We start from the raw sequence: 18,478 nt of genomic DNA, 5'->3' as shown, positions 1-18,478 counted from the left end.
ACAATCCAGACCACGTCTTAGCGATCAAGGGAGCCAGCGAACAATGGCCTACTCCGTCACGCTGCCGGAGCTCGGCGAGAGCGTCACCGAGGGCACCGTCACCCGGTGGTTGAAGCAGGAGGGCGACACCGTCGAGGTCGACGAGCCGTTGCTCGAGATCTCGACCGACAAGGTCGACACCGAAGTACCGTCGCCGGTCGCCGGCACGGTCGTGAAGATCAGCGCCAAGGAAGACGACACCGTCGAGGTCGGCGGCGAGCTGGCGGTGATCGACGACGGCACCGGCGGCGTGCCCGAGTCCTCCGCCCCCGCCCAGCAGGCCGAGCCGGAGCCCGCCCCGCAGCAGCAGGAAGCCCCTGCTCCCGCGGCGGCCGCCCCGGCGGAGTCCGCTCCGTCGCAGCCGGACACCGCTCCGGCCGCGGGCGGTTCGGGCACCGAGGTGAAGCTGCCCGAACTGGGCGAGAGCGTCACCGAGGGCACCGTCACCCGCTGGCTGAAGCAGGTCGGCGAGTCCGTCGAGGTCGACGAGCCGCTGCTCGAGATCTCCACCGACAAGGTCGACACCGAGGTCCCGTCGCCGGTCGCCGGCACCGTGCTGGAGATCCGCGCGGGCGAGGACGAGACCGTCGAGGTCGGCGGGGTGCTCGCGGTCATCGGCGACGCGAACGCCGCCCCGGCGGCGGCTCCGGCCGCTCCGGCTCCGGCCCCGGCGCAGGAGTCCAAGCCCGCTCCGGCTCCGGTGCAGGAGTCCAAGCCCGCCCCGGCTCCGGCCGCTCCGGCCCCCGCGCCCGCCGCTCCGGCCCCCGCGGCACAGGCCCCGGCAGCTCCGGCCCCGGCAGCTCCGGCCCCGGCCGCGCAGGCCCCGGCCGAGTCCGCGGACGGCCCGTACGTCACGCCGCTGGTGCGCAAGCTCGCCTCCGAGCACGGCATCGACCTCGCGTCGCTGACCGGCAGCGGAGTCGGCGGCCGCATCCGCAAGCAGGACGTGCTCGCCGCGGCCGAGGCCAAGCAGAAGGCGGCTCCGGCCCCGGCTGCCGCGGCCCCGTCCGCTCCGGCCGCCGCCGCTCCGTCCGCGCCGCGCGCCGCCGCGGTCTCGCCGGAGGTCGCCGCCCTGCGCGGCACCGTGCAGAAGGCGAGCCGGATCCGGCAGATCACCGCCACCAAGACCCGCGAGTCGCTGCAGGTCTCCGCGCAGCTCACGCAGGTGCACGAGGTGGACGTCACCAAGATCGCCAAGCTGCGCCAGCGCGCGAAGGCGGCGTTCAAGGAGCGCGAGGGCGTCAACCTCACGTTCCTGCCGTTCTTCGCCAAGGCGACGGTCGAGGCGCTCAAGCAGCACCCGAACGTCAACGCGTCCTACAACGAGGACACGAAGGAGATCACCTACCACGGCGCCGTGCACCTGGGCATCGCGGTGGACACCGAGCGCGGCCTGCTCTCGGTCGTGATCCACGACGCGGGCGAGCTGAGCCTCGCCGGTCTCGCGCACCGCATCGCCGATCTGGCGGCGCGGGCCCGGGCCAACAAGATCAAGCCGGACGAACTGATCGGCGGCACCTTCACCGTCACGAACATCGGCTCCAATGGGGCCCTGTTCGACACGCCGATCATCGTGCAGCCGCAGTCCGGCATGCTCGGCACCGGCGCCGTGGTGAAGCGCCCGGTCGTCGTGGCCGACGCCGAGGGCAACGACACCATCGCGGTCCGCTCGATGGCGTACCTTCCGCTGACCTACGACCACCGCCTGGTCGACGGCGCGGACGCCGGCCGCTTCCTGACCACGGTCAAGCAGCGCCTGGAAGAGGGCAACTTCGAGGACGAGCTGGGTCTCTGATCCGGTCACTCCTCCTGGCGGCCCCCGCACTCTCCGGAGTGCGGGGGCCGTCGTTGTTTTCCCGTGGTCAACTATTCCGGAATTCCGGATTTGCAGAGTAGAGTGGGCTCATGCTCACTCGACGCAGCTTGCTGACGTCGGTCGCAGCAGCGGGGGCCGTCACGATCGTCGCGCCCTCGCTCGCGCTGGCCGACCCACCGGACCAATCCACTCCCGAAGGCTGGCTCGCCCGGCTCGCCGCGCACCGCGACGACGTGTCGGCGGTTTTCGCCGACGGCACCGGCCGACGGCTGACCCATCTCGCGGACCGGCCGCGTCCGCTCGCGTCCGCGATCAAGGCGGTGCACCTGCTCGCCTACACGACCGCGGTCGCCGAAGGACGGCTCGATCCGGACGAGCCGGTGCGCGTCGGCGACTGGGACGCCTGGCATCCCTATCTCGGCGACGGCCCGATCGGCTCGGGCGCGCACTGGCAAGCCCTGACGCAGCTCGGAATCCCGTGCGACGAATACGGCATGGCGAAGAATCTGGATCAGTCCGTGCCGCTGCGGAACATCGCGGAAATGACGATCTTCGTCAGCGACAACGCGGCGGCCGACTACCTGCGCCACCGGCTCGGCGACCGGGCACTGCGGGCGGCGGGGGCTCGCAGCGGCTGGCCGATGCCGGACGTCCGGATGTTCAGCGGCGAGGTGCTGCTGCTGTTGTTCCCCGAATACTGTCCGCCGCCGGGCAGCCCGGTCGCCGTGCGCCGCGCCGCGGGCGACGCGCTCGCGAACCGGTTCGCCTACGACACATCGTTCCGTGCCCAGGTAATCCCGAGGGTCACGGCGAATCCCCCGTCGCTGGAACAGACTTACGCGTGGGCGGCCGCCACCGGCCGCGGCAGCGCCGCGCAACTGTTCGGCCTGCACCGCGAAATCGCCTCCAGCCGCGATCGCGCCGCCGTTCTCGCGCAGCAAGTCCTCGGCACCGTGCTCGCGTCCAGGAAGCCGCCTGGCTCGGACGCGTTGCTGTTCAAGGGCGGCAGCCTGCCCGCCATCCTCACTTTCGGATTCGACGTGCTGTGGCCGGACCGCCGCCCCGGCACCGGCACGATCATGCTGCAGAACGCGACCGAAGCGGATAACGCGCACTACGAAGTGCTGCTCGATTTGGGTGTCCGCGCGCTGAGCCAACCCGCCACCTTCCGGGCTCTGGAGCGCGCGCTGGGACACTGACCCGCATGACCGAAGACCTCGCCGAGCGCGTCGCGGCGCTCGAACGCCGGATGGCCGCATTGGAGGGGCGGCCCGCCGAATCCGTCCAGGGCGGTCCGCAGGGGATCGTGGGCTATCAGGGTGAATTGAGCGATCCCGAGCTGCGCTGGGAAATCCGGCTCACCACGCCCGCGGTCCTCTCGCTGCCGGACGGCCCGCGCGCCGAGGTGCTCGCCGCGCTGGCGAACACCGACCGGATCGCGCTCGTCCGGCTGCTCGCCCGCGACGGCGCGCAAACCGGTGCCGCGCTGCAGGAAGCGGCGGAACTCAGCTCCCCGGGACGGCTCTACCACCACCTCAAGGCGCTCACCGCGGCCGGGCTGGTCGAGCAGGACCGGCGCGGCAGCTACCGGCTCAAGCCGACCGCCGCGATTCCCGCGCTGGTGCTGCTGACCGCCGCCGCCGACGTCGCCGGTCAGCTCCGCCCGGGTGTGCACGAGCCCGGCCGATAGGACACGATCAGAGGCATGCGGGTACTCATCGCGGGCTCCGGCGGTCTCCTCGGCACCGCATTGACCGGACGGCTGCGCGAATCCGGGCACGACGTGCGCCGGCTGGTGCGGCGCACCTCGCAGGCTTCCGACGAGAGCGGCTGGGACCCGCCGTCGGGACGGATCGACGACGGCGCGTTCGACGGCATCGACGCGGTGGTGAATCTGTGCGGCGCGCCGTTGCTGCCCGGCCGCTGGAGCGGAATGCGCAAACAGCAACTGCTCGACAGCCGCGTAGAGCCGACTGAAGTGCTCGCCGAAGCGGTGGCCGAGCACGGCATCGGCGTACTGGTGAACGCCTCCGCCGTGGGCTACTACGGCAACTCCGGGTCCACTGTGGTCGATGAGAACACCAAAGCCGGCAACGGTTTTCTCGCCGAAATGTGCACCGAGTGGGAAGCCGCGACCGCTGCGGCGACGAACGCCCGGGTGGTCTCGATCCGCACCGGTCTCGTCCTCGCGCGGCACGGCGGTCTGCTCGACGTGCTGCGCCCGCTCTTCCGCTTCGCGCTCGGCGGACGGCTCGGCGACGGCAGCCAGTACATGCCGTGGATCGCGCTGGACGACGAAATCGGCGCCCTCGTGCACATCCTGGAGCACGACTCGTTGTCCGGCCCGGTCAATCTCACCGGCCCGATCCCGGTGACCAACGCCGAGTTCACCCACGCCCTCGGCCACGCCGTGCACCGGCCCGCGCCGTGGTGGGTGCCGGAGATCGCGATGAAGATCGCCCTCGGCCAGGCCGCCGAAGAGATGGCGTTGTACGGGCAGCGCGCGGTGCCCCGGAAGCTCGAGGCGAGCGGTTACGAATTCCGGCACCGCACCGTCGACAGCGCGCTCGCCGCGGCGACGTGACGATGCCGCGCGTCCGGTGGATCGTCACCGGGGCGGTGCTGTTCGCCGCGTTCGGCTGGCTCGGGTTCCTGGTGGACCGGCAGCCGCTGCAGCTCGACGTCGAGGTCGCCACTGCCTTGCGAGGACAGGACACTCGCCCGGCCGGCCAGGTCGCGGGCGTGGTGACGAACGTCCTCGGCCCGGTTCTGCCGTATGTGCTCGGTGTGGTGCTGCTGGCGATCGTGCTGCGGGACCGGTCGCAGTTCTCGCTCTGCGCACGGCTCGCCGTGGTGCTTCTGCTGTGCCGGTCGACGAGCCTGGCGTTCAAACCGGTGTTCCAGCGGCAGCGCCCGCGCGCGTACCCGGATCTGAGCTACCCCAGCGGCCACGTCGTTTCCGTCGCGACGACCGGCCTGGTCGTGGTCCTGCTCTGTGCCTGGCTCCGGCCGCGGCTCGTGCGGTGGGCGATCTGGATTTCCGCCGCCGCGACCGTGCTGGCCGCGGCCTGCCGGATCGTGCTCGGCGTGCACTGGGTGACCGACACTGCCGGGGCCGTGCTCGCGGTGCTCGGCGTGGGTCTGGTGTCAGCGACCGCACTCCGGCTGATCCCCTTTCCGGCGGGCGGAAGGCGTAGCCTCGACGGGTGAGTTCTTCGAGCGCAAGCTGTCGTATCGCCGCCGAACCCCTGGTCGTGCGCGAGGTCGGGACGATCGACTACACCGAGGCCTGGGACCTGCAGCGGGAGATCCTCGCCGCGCGCGCGGACGAGACCGGGCCGGACACCATGCTGCTGCTGGAGCACCCGTCGGTCTACACCGCGGGCAAGCGCACCGAACCCGAGGACCGGCCGTCCGACGGCACCCCGGTGATCGACGTCGACCGCGGCGGCAAGATCACCTGGCACGGCCCCGGCCAGCTGGTCGGCTACCCGATCCTGAAGCTCGCCGACCCGATCGACGTCATGCACTACGTGCGGCGGCTCGAGGAGGCGCTGATCGCGGTGTGCGACCGGTTCGGCGTGCGCACCGGCCGCGTCGAGGGCCGCAGCGGCGTCTGGATCCCGGCCGACGAACGCGGCATCGAGCGCAAGATCGCCGCGATCGGCATCCGCGTCCAGCGCGGCGTGACGATGCACGGCTTCGAGCTGAACTGCAACGCCGACCTGGCCGCGTTCGACAACATCGTGCCGTGCGGCATCCGGGACGCGGGCGTCACCTCGCTGTCGTATGAACTGCAGCGCGACGTCCCGGTCGCCGAGGTGCTGCCGCTGGCGAAGGAGCTGGTGCTGGCGGCGCTCGAGGGCGAACTGCCGGTGAGCGACGACCGCTGGCTGCCGCGTCCGGAGGCCCCGAAGGCCCCCGGCGTCACCTTCGCCCTGCAAAACTGACCCAGCTGTCCGTGAGGGGAACCCTGAGGGACTCTGAGTCCCTCAGGGTTCCCTTCACGGCTTTTCGGGGGCTCAGTCGAGCTGCGGGGCGACCTCGGAGGCCACGAACTCGATGTGGTCCAGGTCGGACAGGTCGAGCACCTGCAGGTACAGCCGGGTGATCCCGGTCTTCTCCCGCCACTGCCCGATCCGGTCCACGATCTCCGCCGCGGTCCCGGCCAGGCCGTTGGCCCGCAGTTCGTCGGTCTCCCGGCCGATCGCGGAGGCCCGGCGCGCGACCTCGGCCTCGTCCCGGCCCGCCGCGAGCACGAGCGCGACCGAACGCAGGATTTCCTTGGGGTTGCGGCCGATCGCCTCCGCCGCCGCGTCCACGCGCTCGAACTGCGCGAGCGCGGTTTCGGCGTCCACGAACGGCAGGTTGAACTCGTCGGCGTACTGCGCGGCCAGCGCCGGGGTGCGCTTCTTGCCGCCGCCGCCGATGATCACCGGCGGCGCGGGCGACTGCGCGGGCTTCGGCAGCGCGGGCGAGTCGGCGAACGTGTAGTAGTCGCCGGAGTAGGAGAACGTCTTCCCCGCCGGGGTCTTCCACAGACCGGTGATCACCGCGAGCTGCTCGGCGTAGCGGTCGAAGCGCTCTTTGAGCGGCGGCAGGGTGAGGCCGTAGGCGGTGTGCTCGTCGTCGTACCAGCCGGTGCCGATGCCGAATTCCACGCGCCCGCCGGACATCTGGTCCACCTGCGCGACCGAGATCGCGAGCGGGCCGGGGTGGCGGAAGGTGGCCGCGGTGACGAGCGTGCCGAGCCGGACCCGCTCGGTCTCGCGGGCGAGGCCGGCGAGGGTGATCCACGCGTCGGTCGGCCCGGGAAGGCCGTCCGCGCTGCCCATCTTGAGGTAGTGGTCGCTGCGGAAGAACGCGTCGTAGCCCGCGGCCTCAGTGGTCCGCGCGACCCGCAGCAGGTCGTCGTAGCTCGCCCCCTGCTGGGGTTCGGTGAAGATCCTCAAGTCCATGTCCGCCAGCCTAACGGCGAACCGCTCAGCCTGCGGCGGGCCGCTCCTGGTCGCCTGCCGGACGGCGCAGCCGGAACAGCATCCGCATGATGACGTCCTCGATCTCGGCCCCGACCTTCTTCGGGTCGGCCGCGCCCGCGATCTCGGTGGCCGCGCTCGACAGCGCGCCGAACAGCAGCCGCGCGGTCAGGTCGACCGGCACCGGCTCCACCTCGCCCGCGTCCACGAGCAGCTGCAGCCCGGACCGCACGAGCCCGAAGCTGGACTGCTCCTCGGCCTCGCGCCAGCGCTCCCAGCCCATCACGACCGGACCCTCGTGGATGGCGATCCGCTGGTACGACGGGTCGAGGCAGCTGCGGATGAACGCCTGCAGCCCGCCCATCGCGCGCTCCCACGGCTCGCCGTCGCCGGTCATGATCTTCTGCAGCCGGTCGTAGACCAGGCTTTCCACCTGTTCGAAAGCGGCTTCGAAGAGCGCCTGCTTTCCGCTGAAATGGTGGTACAGCGCGCCTTTCGTGACGCGAGCGCGTTTGGCGACCTCGTCGAGCGAGGTACCCGCGTATCCGCGTTTCGTGAACAGTTCGACCGCGCTGTCGACCAGGGCGGAACGGGTCGACTCGGAGTAGTCGAGTCGTCGGGACCTCATTGTCGGCACGCTCACAACCTTACGCCGGGGCCTGGCGGACCATACCCGTGGTATGTTGGCTGCGTCAGGTCCGTACCGGGAGTATGCCGCAGACCGGCAGTATGACCCGGGTCACGGAAGGGGAGCCACAACCATGAGCTGGACCGACTTCTACCGGCGGCGAGAGATCCTCGATGCCGCTGTCCGCCAGGCGAGGCGCGCACCGCAAGCGCCGCTTTCGCTGGCCGAAATCCCGGGTGCCGCCGACGAGTTCGGCACCGAAGAAAACCTGTTGCTGGCACTGCAGTACAAGTGGACGCAGCTGCTCAGCGGCTACCTGCGCGCCGAGTTCGCCGATCCCGACGAGGCGGACGTGCCCGGCGACCAGGTCGACGCCGTCACCCGCGCGTGGCGGCAGGCACAGCACGACCACGAAGACCTGCGTGCCGTGCTGGACGGCGCTTTGGAGCGCTGCCCCGCGCTGGAACCGTTGCACCGCATCGAACTGCACACGCTGGCGCTCACCGCCGGACTCGCCGAACCGGGCGAACCGGCCGACGAGATCGTCAAGGTCGGGCGGACGCTCGACGCGCTGCTGCGCGCGGGCGACGCGGGCCCGGTCCGCAGGCGCGGCCCGGTCGGGCATCTGATGCGCCTGCTCGCGCCGAGTGCCTGAGGTGTAGTTAGCTGACCCGATGAACGAACGCTGGACCGAGGCCCTGATCCCCGACCAGAGCGGCCGGACCGTCCTGATCACCGGAGCGAACTCCGGCCTCGGCCTGCGTTCGGCGGAAGTCCTTGCCGCACACGGCGCCCGCGTGCTGCTCGGCTGCCGCTCGCCCGAGCGCGGCGAAACCGCGCTCAACCAGGTCCGCGCCGCGGCTTCGGGCGCCAAACCCGAACTCGTCCGGGTGGACCTCGCCGACCTGGCGTCCGTCCGGGACGCCGCCGCGGCCGTGCGCGAACTCACCGGCGACGCGCTGGACGTGCTGATGAACAACGCCGGCGTCATGGCCACCGCACAAGGCCGCACCGCGGACGGTTTCGAGCTGCAATTCGGCACGAACCACCTCGGACACGCCGCGCTGACGTGGCTGCTGATGCCCGCCCTGCGCGGCGCACCGGCGGGGCGCGTCGTCACGCTGTCCAGCGTCGCCGCCTTCGGCGCGCACCTGCATCTGGACGACCCGAACGCCGAACACCGCCCGTACCGCGCGGCGGCCGCGTACGGCCAGGCGAAACTGTCGAACCAGGCCTTCGGCATCGAGCTGGACCGACGCCTCCGCGCTGCGGATTCCACTGTGCTCAGTGTGCTGGCGCATCCCGGCTACAGCGCGACCGGCCTGACCACGAACATGGCGAGCTCGTACCAGAATCCCTTGGTACGCACGACACTTCGGGAAGTCGGCAAGCTCGGCGGAATGCTGCTGGCCCAACGCGTCGAACGCGGCGCGCTGCCGCAGCTGTACGCCGCGACCGCTCCCGGCATCGAAGGCGGCGACTACATCGGACCGGTCTTCGTCGCGCGTGGCCGTCCGACGAAGGTGCGCACCCTCGCGCCTGCCCGGAATCCGGAAGCCGGGACCACATTGTGGGAGCTGACCGCGGAGCTGACCGGCGTCACTCCCGATCCGCGCTGAGTTCCAGCAGCGGCAACACGATCCGGAAGCACGCACCCTCGCCCACGGCGGTCTCCAGTTCGAGCTCGCCGTCGTGCGCCCGCGTCAGGGAACGGGCGATCGCCAGCCCGAGACCCGCGTCCGCCCCTGCCGTCCTGGCCCGGGAACGGTCCGCGCGGTAGAACCGGTCGAAAACCCGTTTCGCTTGCGCCGCAGTCATTCCCGGGCCTTCGTCAGCCACCTCCAGCACCGCCCAGCCGTCCGCTGTCCCGACCCCGACGCGGACCGCGGTGCCCGGCGGAGTGTGCGCGACGGCGTTGCCGACGAGGTTGGTGACGACCTGCCGAAGCCGCGCCTCGTCGCCGTACACCGGAGCCGGGCCGGGCGTGACCTCGCCGCCGGGACCGGTCAGTTCGATCGGCCGCGACGGGTCGAGCGCGCGCAACGAGTGCCGGGCGTCACCGGCGAGCGTGCGCAGGTCCATCGGCGCGCGGTCGAGCTGCGCTTCCGGAGCTTCGTCAAGCTGGGCAAGCAAAAGCAGGTCCTCGGTGAGCGCGGCGAGCCGGACCGCTTCCCGGTCGATCCGGTGCATGGCTTCGTCCACATCGGACTGTTCGGCGAGCGCGCCCATCCGGTACAGCTCGGCGGTGCCCTTGATCCCGAAAAGCGGCGTGCGCAGTTCGTGGCTGACGTCCGCGACGAAGGTCCGCATCCGCGCCTCGGAGGCGGTCCGGTCGGCGAAGGCGCGCTCCAGCTGTCCGAGCATGGTGTTGAGCGACACCGCCAAGCGCCCGATTTCCGTTCCTGGCGCGGCGATCCCGGGCACCCGGCGGCTGAGGTCGCCACCGGCGATCGCCGCCGCGGTGTGCTCGATCCGGCGCAACGGACGCAATCCGCCGCGAAGCGCCAACCAACCGGCACCGGTGAGCAGCACGAGCAGCGCGGAGCCGGTCAGCACGCTGCTGAGCCGCAGGCGGGAGATCAGGGCGTCCGCCTCGGCTAGCGGAGCCGCCGCGATCACAGTCCCGCCCGGCGTCGGCGCCGCGACCGCACGCCAGCGCTGCGAACCGGCCCGCAGGTCCGCTGGCGCGCCGTGCACCGGGAGCGACCGCAGATCCTCGGGCGAGGGCAGGGTTTCCGCCGCCAGCCGCGACGAATGGATCCCGCCGGTCACCGCGCCGTTCGCGTCCAGATAGAGCACGTACGGGGCGCCGATGAGGTCCAGCGCCGGATCGAGCGACTTCGTCCTGGGGTCGCCGGCGGGCAGCCCGCCGGACGGCACGCGCGCGATCAGTTCGGTGAAACCGCGCAGCTGGGTGTCGATCCGGTCGAGCTGGTAGCTCTCCAGGCTGTCCGAGACGACGGCGCTGATCAGCGTGAGCCCGGCCAGCAACAGACCCGCGGTGATCAGCAGAAGCCGGGTGCGCAACGACATCCGGCGCAGCGGATGCCTCACCGCCGCGGTTCCCGCATCACGTAACCGACGCCGTGCACGGTGTGGATCAGCTTGGGCTCGCCGGTGTCGACCTTGCGCCGCACGTAGGAGATGTACGTGTCGACGATGCTGGCGTCGCCGCCGAAGTCGTACTGCCACACCCGGTCGAGGATCTGCGCCTTCGACACCACGCGCCCGGCGTTCTCCATCAGGTACCGCAACAGCCGGAATTCGGTGGCGGAGACGCGGACCGGCTGTCCGGCCCGCGTGACCTGGTGGCCTTCCGCGTCGAGCACCAGCTCGCCCACCGTCACCACCTCCTGGTGTCCTTGCGTGCGCCGGAGGATCGCGCGGATGCGGGCGATCAGCTCCTCCAGGTCGAACGGTTTGGTGACGTAGTCGTCGGCGCCCAGCGACAGGCCGGCCACCTTGTCCGCCTGCCGGTCGCGGGCGGTGAGGAAGAGCACCGGCACCGGCCCGCTCCGGCCGGGCCGATGCCGTTCGCGCAAGCGCCGGGCGACCTCGAAACCGTCCGCGTCCGGCAGCATCACGTCGAGCAGCACCAGGTCAGGCGGCTCCCCGTCGGCCGCGGCGACCGCTTCGCCCGCGGTCGCCGCGGAACTCACCTCGAACCCGGCGAACCGCAGCGCCGCAGACAGCAGCTCCCGCACGGTCGCCTCGTCGTCGACCACCAGCAGACGCGCGGGCGTCATCACTGCCATGGAAGCCAGCGTACGGAGACCGCGGTCACACGTCCCGCCGCCGGAAGGCCGCGAATGAGGCTGCCAGCACCACAACCACTCCGGCGTACAGACCGGCGAGGTTGAGCCACGGGTCCGGGTACGCCGGATCGAGCTTGACGGAGAAGATCGCCGCCGCACCCTTGGACGGCCAGAACGTGAACAGCCACTGCATCCAGTCCGGGAAGACGCCCGCGACCGCGGGCACCAGCAGCACGATGCCGACGAGGGCGGCCAACGCGCCCGCGGTCGCCCTGATCAGCGTGCCGAGGCCGACCGCGAGCAGCGCGATCGCGGCGAGGTACAGCCCGCCGCCCGCCACGGCCCCGAACACGCCGGGGTCGCCGAGGCTCGCGTGCGGCAACTGTTGTCCGGCGAGAAACCCTTGCCCGATCAGGAAAGCGGCGAACATCAGCACCTGCCCGGCCACGACGGCGACCGCGGCGGCGAGCACCACCTTCGCCGCGAGCAGCCTCGACCGCCGCGGCGTTGCGGTGAGCGACGACTGGATCAGGCCGGTCGCGTACTCCGACGTGACGACGAGAACACCCAGCACCCCGATGATCAGCTGCGCGATGATGAAGGACTTGAGGCTGAGGCCGGTCGGGTCCCAAGCCGCGCGTTCCGCAGCCGTCGCCTTGGCGTACTCGGCACCCGCCGAAGCTGTCGCCAACGCGGTGATGCCGATCCCGGCGACGAACAGGCCACCCACGGTGTACCAGGTGGAACGCAGACTGCGGAGCTTGATCCACTCCGACCGGAGGGCTCCGGAGATCATCATGCCGCGGCCCCCTGGTACTCGACGCTGTCCTCGGTGAGCGCGAGGAACGCGTCCTCGAGCGAACCCTGCTGCGGTGTGAGCTCGCTGAGCGCGATCCCGTGGTAGGCGGCCAGTTTTCCGACCTCGTCGCTGGTCAGGCCAGACACGATCAGCGCACGCCCGGCACCGTCCCGCACAGTGGCCCCGGCGGCGAGCAGATGCCGCGTGAACCCGTCCGGATCGGAGGTGCGGACGAGCACCGTCCCCTCCGGACCGGCCAACTCGTGGGTCGTGGTGTCGGCGAGCAGCTTTCCCCGGCCGATGACCACCAGATGGTCGGCGGTCTGCGCCATCTCGCTCATGAGATGGCTGGACACCAGGACCGCACGGCCTTCGCGGGCGAGCGAGCGCATGAAGTGCCGGATCCAGCGGATGCCCTCGGGGTCGAGGCCGTTCACCGGTTCGTCGAAAATCAGCACCCGGGGATCGCCGAGCAGCGCGGCCGCGAGCCCGAGCCGCTGCCGCATCCCGAGCGAAAACCCGCCTGCTCTCCGTCCGGCCACGCTCTCCAGGCCGGTACGGGCAAGAACTTCGTCGACCCGGCGTGGGGGAAGCCGGTTGCTCGCCGCAAGCGCGAGCAGGTGATCGCGCGCCTTGCGGGCCCCGTGCACCGCACCCGCGTCCAGCAGCGCGCCGACCTCGGTGAGCGGAACCGGCAGGTCCCGGTAACGCAGCCCGCCGATCGTCACCGACCCACGGGACGGCGCGGCGAGACCGGTGACCATCTTGAGCGTCGTGGACTTGCCCGCCCCGTTCGGCCCGAGGAATCCGGTGACCTGCCCGGGCTCGACGGTGAACGACAGGTCGTCCACCACGGTGTCGGGCCCGTACCGTTTCGTGAGCCCGCGTACTTCGATCGCTGTCATGCCGGCGAGCGTGCCGGGGCGGTCCGGGGGAATCCGGAGAGCTTCTGGGAGAACCCTGTGCGTTCCGGCTGTCCCGGGGGTTGATCGGGCCCGGTTCACCGGAAAACCCCGGCGTAGGGTGGAGCCCGTGAGTGCTGCACCGGAGGGACGGAAGTTGTTGCGGCTTGAGGTGCGCAACAGCGAGACCCCGATCGAGAAGAAGCCGCCGTGGATCAAGACCCGGGTGCGAATGGGTCCCGAATTCACCGAACTCAAAGGCCTGGTGCGCCGCGAAGGCCTCCACACCGTTTGTGAAGAGGCGGGTTGTCCCAACATCTACGAATGCTGGGAAGACCGCGAAGCGACGTTCCTGATCGGCGGCGACCAGTGCACCCGGCGCTGTGACTTCTGCCAGATCGACACCGGCAAGCCTGCCGCGCTGGACCGCACCGAGCCCCGCAAGGTCGCCGAATCGGTGCAGGCCATGGGCTTGCGGTACTCGACGATCACCGGCGTCGCCCGCGACGACCTCGCCGACGGCGGCGCCTGGCTGTACGCCGAGACCGTCCGCCAGATCCACGCGTTGAACCCCGGCACCGGCGTCGAACTGCTGATCCCGGACTTCAACGCCGAGCCCGACCAACTGGCCGAAGTGTTCGGTTCCCGTCCCGAGGTGCTGGCGCACAACGTGGAGACGGTGCCGCGCATCTTCAAGCGGATCCGCCCCGGCTTCCGCTACGCGCGGTCGCTGGACGTCATCACCCAGGCCCGCGCGGCCGGACTCGTGACGAAGTCCAACCTGATCCTCGGCATGGGCGAAACCCCGGACGAGGTCAGCGTCGCGCTGCGGGAGCTCTTCGACGCGGGCTGCGAGATCATCACGATCACCCAGTACCTGCGCCCCTCGCCGCGACACCACCCGGTCGACCGCTGGGTCAAGCCGGAGGAATTCGTCGGCCACGCGAAGACCGCCGAGGAGATCGGCTTCCCGGGCGTCATGGCCGGCCCGCTGGTCCGCTCGTCCTACCGCGCCGGACGGCTCTACGCCCAGACCAAGGCCCACCGCGGCGAGGACCTGCCGGAAAACCTGGCCCACCTCACCGCCGAAGGACCGGCCGCGCAGGAAGCCAGCAGCCTGCTGTCCCGCTGACCCCCGTTCACCGAAGGGCCCCGGTTACGTACCGGGGCCCTTGCGCTGTCCCCCGAACGCGGCGCCCAATTCCCAAGAATCAGTAAAGTGATGGTGTGGCTTTAGTAACGGACCTCCTCGACTGGTTGCAAGCACTCCCCCAACCGGGTCTCGTCGCGGCAGCCGGCGGGCTCGTGTTCGCCGAGTGCACGATCGGCCTGGGCTTCATCGCCCCCGGCGAATCAGGCCTGCTGATCGCGGCGACCACGGCGACGTCCGTGCCCCGCTTCCTGACCCTGTGGGCGGTAGTCACCGTCTGCGCGGCACTGGGCGATTCGGTCGGCTACGTCCTCGGCCGGAAGTTCGGACCGCGCTTGCGGGAGACGAAGCTCATCCGCAAATTCGGTCTGGATGCCTGGGACCGAGCCACCGGCGTCCTCGAACGCCGAGGCGCGTGGGCGGTCTTCTTCGCGCGGTTCCTGCCCGTGCTGCGCACCCTGACGCCAGCCGCCGCGGGAGCCTCGAACCTGCCGTTCCGCAAATTCCTCCCCGCAACCGCGGCTGGCGCGTTCTGCTGGTCGCTGGTGCACATCAGCCTCGGTGCGGCGCTCGGAGAGGCGGCCAAGCAGGTCGAGAGCGCGATGAACACCGGATTCCTGGTGGTGGCCGCGCTGGCGGTGGGGGTATTGGTGTTCTTCTTGCTGCGATTGAAGAAACGCAAGGCACTGGGCGTGTCGGAGGCTGCGGGTTCTCCGGACGAACAGGCGGAGGAGCCTGCTCGCACCGGCAACTAGTTCGCCGCGTCCGGCGGACTGCCTGGCCGTGCCGGGCAGTGCGGGCGGGCAAATCGAGTTTTCTCCGCTGCCTGGCCGCGCCGCGCAGCACGGGTGGGCAAGCCGAGTTTTGTCCACTGCCTGGCCGTGCCGGGCAGCACGAGTGGGCAAGCCGAGTTTCTCCACCTGCGTTGCCGTGCCGCGCAGGCAGGCAGGCAGGCAGGCAGGCAGGCAGGCAGGCAAGCAGGCAAGCCGAGTTTCCTCCACCCGCGCTGCCCGGCACGCCTCTGCCTGCACTAGCCCACCCAGCAGGCTGGCCAACGCATCTGCCCGCCCAGCTCACCCGCCCTCCCGGCTTCCGAGCGAAACCAGCCGGGCTGCCACACCCCGCCGCCGGGTGCCTCCGCCGATCCGCGTCGCGCACGGCCTGCCCGCCTGGCCGGTCAGCGCATGCGTCCGCCCCATTCACCCGCGCCCTCCCGCCCCCGGCCCAGGCGAGCCACGTTCCTCATCCACCCGCCCCGCGACCGCCCGCCCAGCCCGTCAGCGAGCGAAGCGGCGAACCTCACTCACCCAACCCCCGCCCCAGACCCGAAGTCACCCACCCGAGGTCCCGTTCGCGAATTAGATTCGACCGTATGCAGGCACTAGACCTCCCGAAGCCGGTCGCGTTCGTTCTCGGCGGGGGCGGCAGCCTCGGCGCGTTGCAGGTGGGCATGCTCCAGGCCCTCGACGAAGCGGGCATCACGCCGGATCTGGCGGTCGGCACGTCCGTCGGCTCGCTGAACGCCGCGGTGCTCTCCCTTCCCGGCGACGACCGACTCGGGCGGCTTCGCGACATCTGGGCGCACATGACCAAAGCCGAGGCCTTCCCCGGCGGCGTGCTCAGCCAGGTCCGGACGCTCCGGCACAGCAAAACCCACCTCTTCCCCAACACCGGCCTCGCCAAAATCATCGACGATCACCTCGGCGCGGGCAGCCGGTTCGAGGACATGGCGCTGCCGCTGGGCGTCGTCACCACCGACGTCGACACCGCCGAGCCGGTTCTGCTCACCTCGGGCCCGCTGCAGGCACCGCTCCTGGCGAGCTGCGCGATCCCCGGCATCTACCCGCCGGTGCCGCACGAGGACCGGCTCCTCTACGACGGCGGCCTGGTCGCCAATGTCCCGATGCGACAGGCGTTGAGCATGGGCGCGAAGTCGCTGGTCGTCCTCGACTGCGCGTTCCCCGGCAAAATGCCCGGCGCGCCGCGGACGTTCGCCGAGGTCATGATGTTCACCGCGATGATCAGCATGCGCAATCAGGCCGTCCTGGAAGCGCCGGCCGCGGCCCGGAAGGTGCCGGTCGTCTACCTGCCAGGCCCGGCACCGGTTCAGGTGAGCCCGCTGGACTTCACCCGCACCGACGACCTGGCGTCGCAGGCCTACCGCTCCGCGCGGGACCATCTGAAGGAACTCACCGTCGACGGCCCCGGCCTGTACGGAGCCCCCGGATTGCTTCGACCCTGACCGCGAGGCGGCCGGAAATCGCGAGAGTGATCCGCGTCACCCCAATGCACCGATCCACCGGTCAGGGCGTCTTTCCGATCGCGTAGTTTTGCAGTTGAACCCTGCCGGTCCGCGACCCTCACAAAAGAGACATAATGTTCCCGAAGAAGACATTTTTTCCGGTTGCCGGAATTCTCGCGGCGACCTTGCTGCTTTCCGCCTGTTCCTCCGAGGACGGCGGCAGCGACGCTGGCACGCCCGGTGCGCCGGGCGGGTCGAGCCAGACCGCGACACCGGCTTCGGTGTCGATCGAACCGGCCAACGCGTCCGGGATCAGCCCGAGCACGCCCATCGTCGTGAAGGCGGCGAACGGGAAGCTCACGGACGTCACGGTCACGAGTGCCAAAGGCAAACCCGTCGCGGGCGAGTTCGCGGCGGACAAGCTCAGCTGGACGACCACCGAGGTCCTCGGCTACGGCGGCACCTACCAGGTGAAGGCGCATGCCCAAGGCGCTGACGGGAAATCCGTCGAACAGCAGGGCCAGGTCACCACGCTGTCGCCGAAGAAGCAGGCGAACGCGAACCTGATCCCGGCCCCCGGCGCGGTCAAGAGCACCGGCGTCGGCGTGGGGCAGCCGATCGTGTTCAGCTTCGGGACCGCCGTGAAGAACAAGGCGGCCGTGGAGAAGGCGCTCACGGTCGAGTCGTCGCCGAAGCAAGAAGGCAGCTGGTATTGGATGGACGACAAGAACGTCCACTACCGGCCGAAGGAATACTGGAAACCGGGCACCACGCTCACCGTCACCGCGAAGATTTACGGCGTCGATTTCGGAAATGGCGTGTACGGAGCGGACGATCGCACCGAAACGTACAAGGTGCACGATTCGTGGATCGCGAAAGCCGACGGCAACAGCGAGCAGATGCAGATCTTCCACAACGGTTCGATGGTGAAGTCGATGCCGATCTCGATGGGCAAGGACGCGACGCCCACGCACCTCGGCCCGCACGTCATCTCGGACAAGCAGGCGAACTACACGATGGACTCCTGCACGTACGGCGTGTGCCCGCCGGACCCGAAGGCGTACCGCTCGAACGAGAAGTTCTCGCAGCGCATCTCGAACGACGGCGAGTTCGTCCACGAGAACCCGAACAGCGTCGGGCAGCAGGGCAGCTCGAACGTCTCGCACGGCTGCATCAACCTGAACGCCGCCAACGCCGAGTGGTTCTTCAACAACTTCGGCCTCGGCGACGTCGTAGAGGTCACCAACTCGGGCGGCCCGCAGCTGCCGGTGTGGGACCTGTACGGCGACTGGTCCAAGTCCTGGACCGACTGGCAGAAGGGCTCGGCCCAGTAAGACCAGCGGCCAGAACGGGGACCGGGTTCGGTTCGACTGAGCGGTTCGACAGAGAGAGGTGCCGGAGCTTCGTGCTCCGGCACCTTTTTCGTTGCCCGGAAACAGGATCGACGGGCCGGGTTCGGCCCATTTGCCTCGGAAGCGGACGGGGGGGCTACGGGCCAAGCCGCCTGGCCTTCGGCGGCCCCAGCTGATCTGGGTGATCCGGGCGCCCCGGTTAGCCCGGCTGGCTCGGCTGGGCCAGGCTGATCCGGCTTGTCCGGCGCTGGCCTGGGGTCCTCGCTGCCCGCCGGGCTTCGGGCTTCGGGCTTCGGGCTTCGGGCTTCGGGCTTCGGGCTTCGGGCTTCGGGCTTCGGGCTTCGGGCTTCGGGCTTCGGGCTTCGGGCTTCGGGCTTCGGGCTTCGGGCGATGAAAACAAGCCCGCCACGGGCTGCCTTTCCCTGTTACGGCGATGCCGGCCGAACTCCCTCGCCGCGTACCTCCGCTTCCGGCAACTGGCCGCGTACTCCTCGCGTCGGCGCGCCTGCACTAGGTGGCAGGGAGACCTCCGCAGTCGGTCCTGCTGGCTCATCCCCCACGCTTTCTCGCAACACGGAGCACCCGCGGCAGTGATTCCACCGCCAGACAGAAACCCGGCCTGTATCGCCCCGCGGGCAACGTGAAGCACGCCAGCGCGACGAGAGGCCGTCCGAGGCCGCGGGTTGCCGCTGTGACCCGGACATGACGAAGGCCCGAACCCTGTGAGGAGTTCGGGCCTTGCCGCGTGCGGGCCGGGAAACGAGTCTGGGCCCCGGGAGAACCGCGAGGGTTCTCGACCGGGGCCCAGACTGTTTGGTT

At 70.5% G+C, this 18,478-nt stretch carries 18 protein-coding genes; 12 read left to right on the top strand and 6 right to left on the bottom strand.

The window, feature by feature from the left end:
* Positions 1-43: 43 nt before the first annotated feature.
* The 6 genes from sucB (at position 44) to lipB (ending at position 5,805) form a co-directional block, all read left to right on the top strand.
* Positions 44-1,834 carry a 2-oxoglutarate dehydrogenase, E2 component, dihydrolipoamide succinyltransferase gene (gene sucB, locus ACFORO_RS30565; protein WP_377896681.1) on the top strand — a complete coding sequence of 597 codons (1,791 nt, stop codon included), beginning with the start codon at positions 44-46 and terminating at the stop codon, positions 1,832-1,834.
* 110 nt (positions 1,835-1,944) lie between these two features.
* Positions 1,945-3,054, top strand: a complete 1,110-nt coding sequence (locus tag ACFORO_RS30560; protein ID WP_377869713.1) for a serine hydrolase — start codon at positions 1,945-1,947, stop codon at positions 3,052-3,054.
* Between the two features lie 5 nt (positions 3,055-3,059).
* Positions 3,060-3,545 carry an ArsR/SmtB family transcription factor gene (locus ACFORO_RS30555; RefSeq protein WP_354751192.1) on the top strand — a complete coding sequence of 162 codons (486 nt, stop codon included), beginning with the start codon at positions 3,060-3,062 and terminating at the stop codon, positions 3,543-3,545.
* A gap of 15 nt (positions 3,546-3,560) precedes the next feature.
* Positions 3,561-4,439: a TIGR01777 family oxidoreductase gene (locus ACFORO_RS30550; RefSeq protein ID WP_377869712.1), complete on the top strand. Its 879-nt coding sequence runs from the start codon at positions 3,561-3,563 to the stop codon at positions 4,437-4,439.
* Complete coding sequence (locus ACFORO_RS30545) at positions 4,436-5,065, top strand: phosphatase PAP2 family protein (RefSeq protein ID WP_354751194.1); 630 nt, start codon at positions 4,436-4,438, stop codon at positions 5,063-5,065. Before ACFORO_RS30550 ends, ACFORO_RS30545 begins: the two co-directional genes overlap by 4 nt.
* Positions 5,062-5,805 (top strand): lipoyl(octanoyl) transferase LipB, encoded by a 744-nt coding sequence (gene lipB / locus ACFORO_RS30540; protein ID WP_344268420.1) that lies wholly within the window; start codon positions 5,062-5,064, stop codon positions 5,803-5,805. The genes ACFORO_RS30545 and lipB overlap by 4 nt, the downstream gene beginning before the upstream one ends.
* A gap of 72 nt (positions 5,806-5,877) precedes the next feature.
* Here lipB and ACFORO_RS30535 read toward each other — a convergent pair whose 3' ends face one another.
* Positions 5,878-6,813: an LLM class F420-dependent oxidoreductase gene (locus ACFORO_RS30535; protein ID WP_377869711.1), complete on the bottom strand. Its 936-nt coding sequence runs from the start codon at positions 6,811-6,813 to the stop codon at positions 5,878-5,880.
* Positions 6,814-6,838: 25 nt separating this feature from the next.
* A complete protein-coding gene (locus tag ACFORO_RS30530; RefSeq protein WP_344268426.1) occupies positions 6,839-7,459 on the bottom strand; it encodes a TetR/AcrR family transcriptional regulator in 621 nt (206 codons plus the stop codon).
* A gap of 133 nt (positions 7,460-7,592) precedes the next feature.
* Between ACFORO_RS30530 and ACFORO_RS30525 the strand changes: the two genes are divergently transcribed.
* Both ACFORO_RS30525 and ACFORO_RS30520 read left to right on the top strand, forming a co-directional pair.
* On the top strand, positions 7,593-8,114 hold the full coding sequence (locus ACFORO_RS30525) for a hypothetical protein (RefSeq protein WP_354751051.1): 522 nt from the start codon (positions 7,593-7,595) through the stop codon (positions 8,112-8,114).
* A 19-nt stretch (positions 8,115-8,133) separates the two neighbouring features.
* Positions 8,134-9,078: an oxidoreductase gene (locus tag ACFORO_RS30520; protein WP_377869710.1), complete on the top strand. Its 945-nt coding sequence runs from the start codon at positions 8,134-8,136 to the stop codon at positions 9,076-9,078.
* Here the strand turns inward: ACFORO_RS30520 and ACFORO_RS30515 are convergent.
* The 4 genes from ACFORO_RS30515 to ACFORO_RS30500 are packed head-to-tail and all read right to left on the bottom strand — an operon-like array spanning position 9,059 to position 12,918.
* Positions 9,059-10,492 carry a sensor histidine kinase gene (locus ACFORO_RS30515; RefSeq protein ID WP_377869709.1) on the bottom strand — a complete coding sequence of 478 codons (1,434 nt, stop codon included), beginning with the start codon at positions 10,490-10,492 and terminating at the stop codon, positions 9,059-9,061. The genes ACFORO_RS30520 and ACFORO_RS30515 overlap by 20 nt on opposite strands.
* A gap of 17 nt (positions 10,493-10,509) precedes the next feature.
* Positions 10,510-11,205 (bottom strand): response regulator transcription factor, encoded by a 696-nt coding sequence (locus ACFORO_RS30510; RefSeq protein ID WP_354751054.1) that lies wholly within the window; start codon positions 11,203-11,205, stop codon positions 10,510-10,512.
* A gap of 34 nt (positions 11,206-11,239) precedes the next feature.
* The gene (locus ACFORO_RS30505; protein ID WP_377869707.1) at positions 11,240-12,013 is read right to left on the bottom strand and encodes an ABC transporter permease; all 774 of its coding nucleotides are present in this window, start codon (positions 12,011-12,013) and stop codon (positions 11,240-11,242) included.
* Positions 12,010-12,918: an ABC transporter ATP-binding protein gene (locus ACFORO_RS30500; protein ID WP_377869706.1), complete on the bottom strand. Its 909-nt coding sequence runs from the start codon at positions 12,916-12,918 to the stop codon at positions 12,010-12,012. The genes ACFORO_RS30505 and ACFORO_RS30500 overlap by 4 nt, the downstream gene beginning before the upstream one ends.
* Before the next feature lie 127 nt (positions 12,919-13,045).
* Between ACFORO_RS30500 and lipA the strand changes: the two genes are divergently transcribed.
* From lipA to ACFORO_RS30480, 4 genes are all read left to right on the top strand, one after another.
* Positions 13,046-14,047 (top strand): lipoyl synthase, encoded by a 1,002-nt coding sequence (gene lipA / locus ACFORO_RS30495; RefSeq protein ID WP_377869705.1) that lies wholly within the window; start codon positions 13,046-13,048, stop codon positions 14,045-14,047.
* Positions 14,048-14,142: 95 nt separating this feature from the next.
* Positions 14,143-14,820, top strand: coding sequence for a DedA family protein (locus ACFORO_RS30490; protein WP_377869704.1), 678 nt, complete (start codon positions 14,143-14,145; stop codon positions 14,818-14,820).
* 617 nt (positions 14,821-15,437) lie between these two features.
* A complete protein-coding gene (locus ACFORO_RS30485; protein WP_377869703.1) occupies positions 15,438-16,307 on the top strand; it encodes a patatin-like phospholipase family protein in 870 nt (289 codons plus the stop codon).
* A 134-nt stretch (positions 16,308-16,441) separates the two neighbouring features.
* The gene (locus ACFORO_RS30480; protein WP_377869702.1) at positions 16,442-17,641 is read left to right on the top strand and encodes an Ig-like domain-containing protein; all 1,200 of its coding nucleotides are present in this window, start codon (positions 16,442-16,444) and stop codon (positions 17,639-17,641) included.
* Positions 17,642-18,478 lie beyond the last annotated feature (837 nt).

Origin of the sequence: Amycolatopsis halotolerans, assembly GCF_042647905.1 — a bacterium.
In the GTDB taxonomy this organism is placed as follows: Bacteria; Actinomycetota; Actinomycetes; order Mycobacteriales; family Pseudonocardiaceae; genus Amycolatopsis; species Amycolatopsis halotolerans.
Note: the sequence above shows the minus strand (reverse complement) of the source record. Positions and strands in the feature narration are given on the sequence as shown.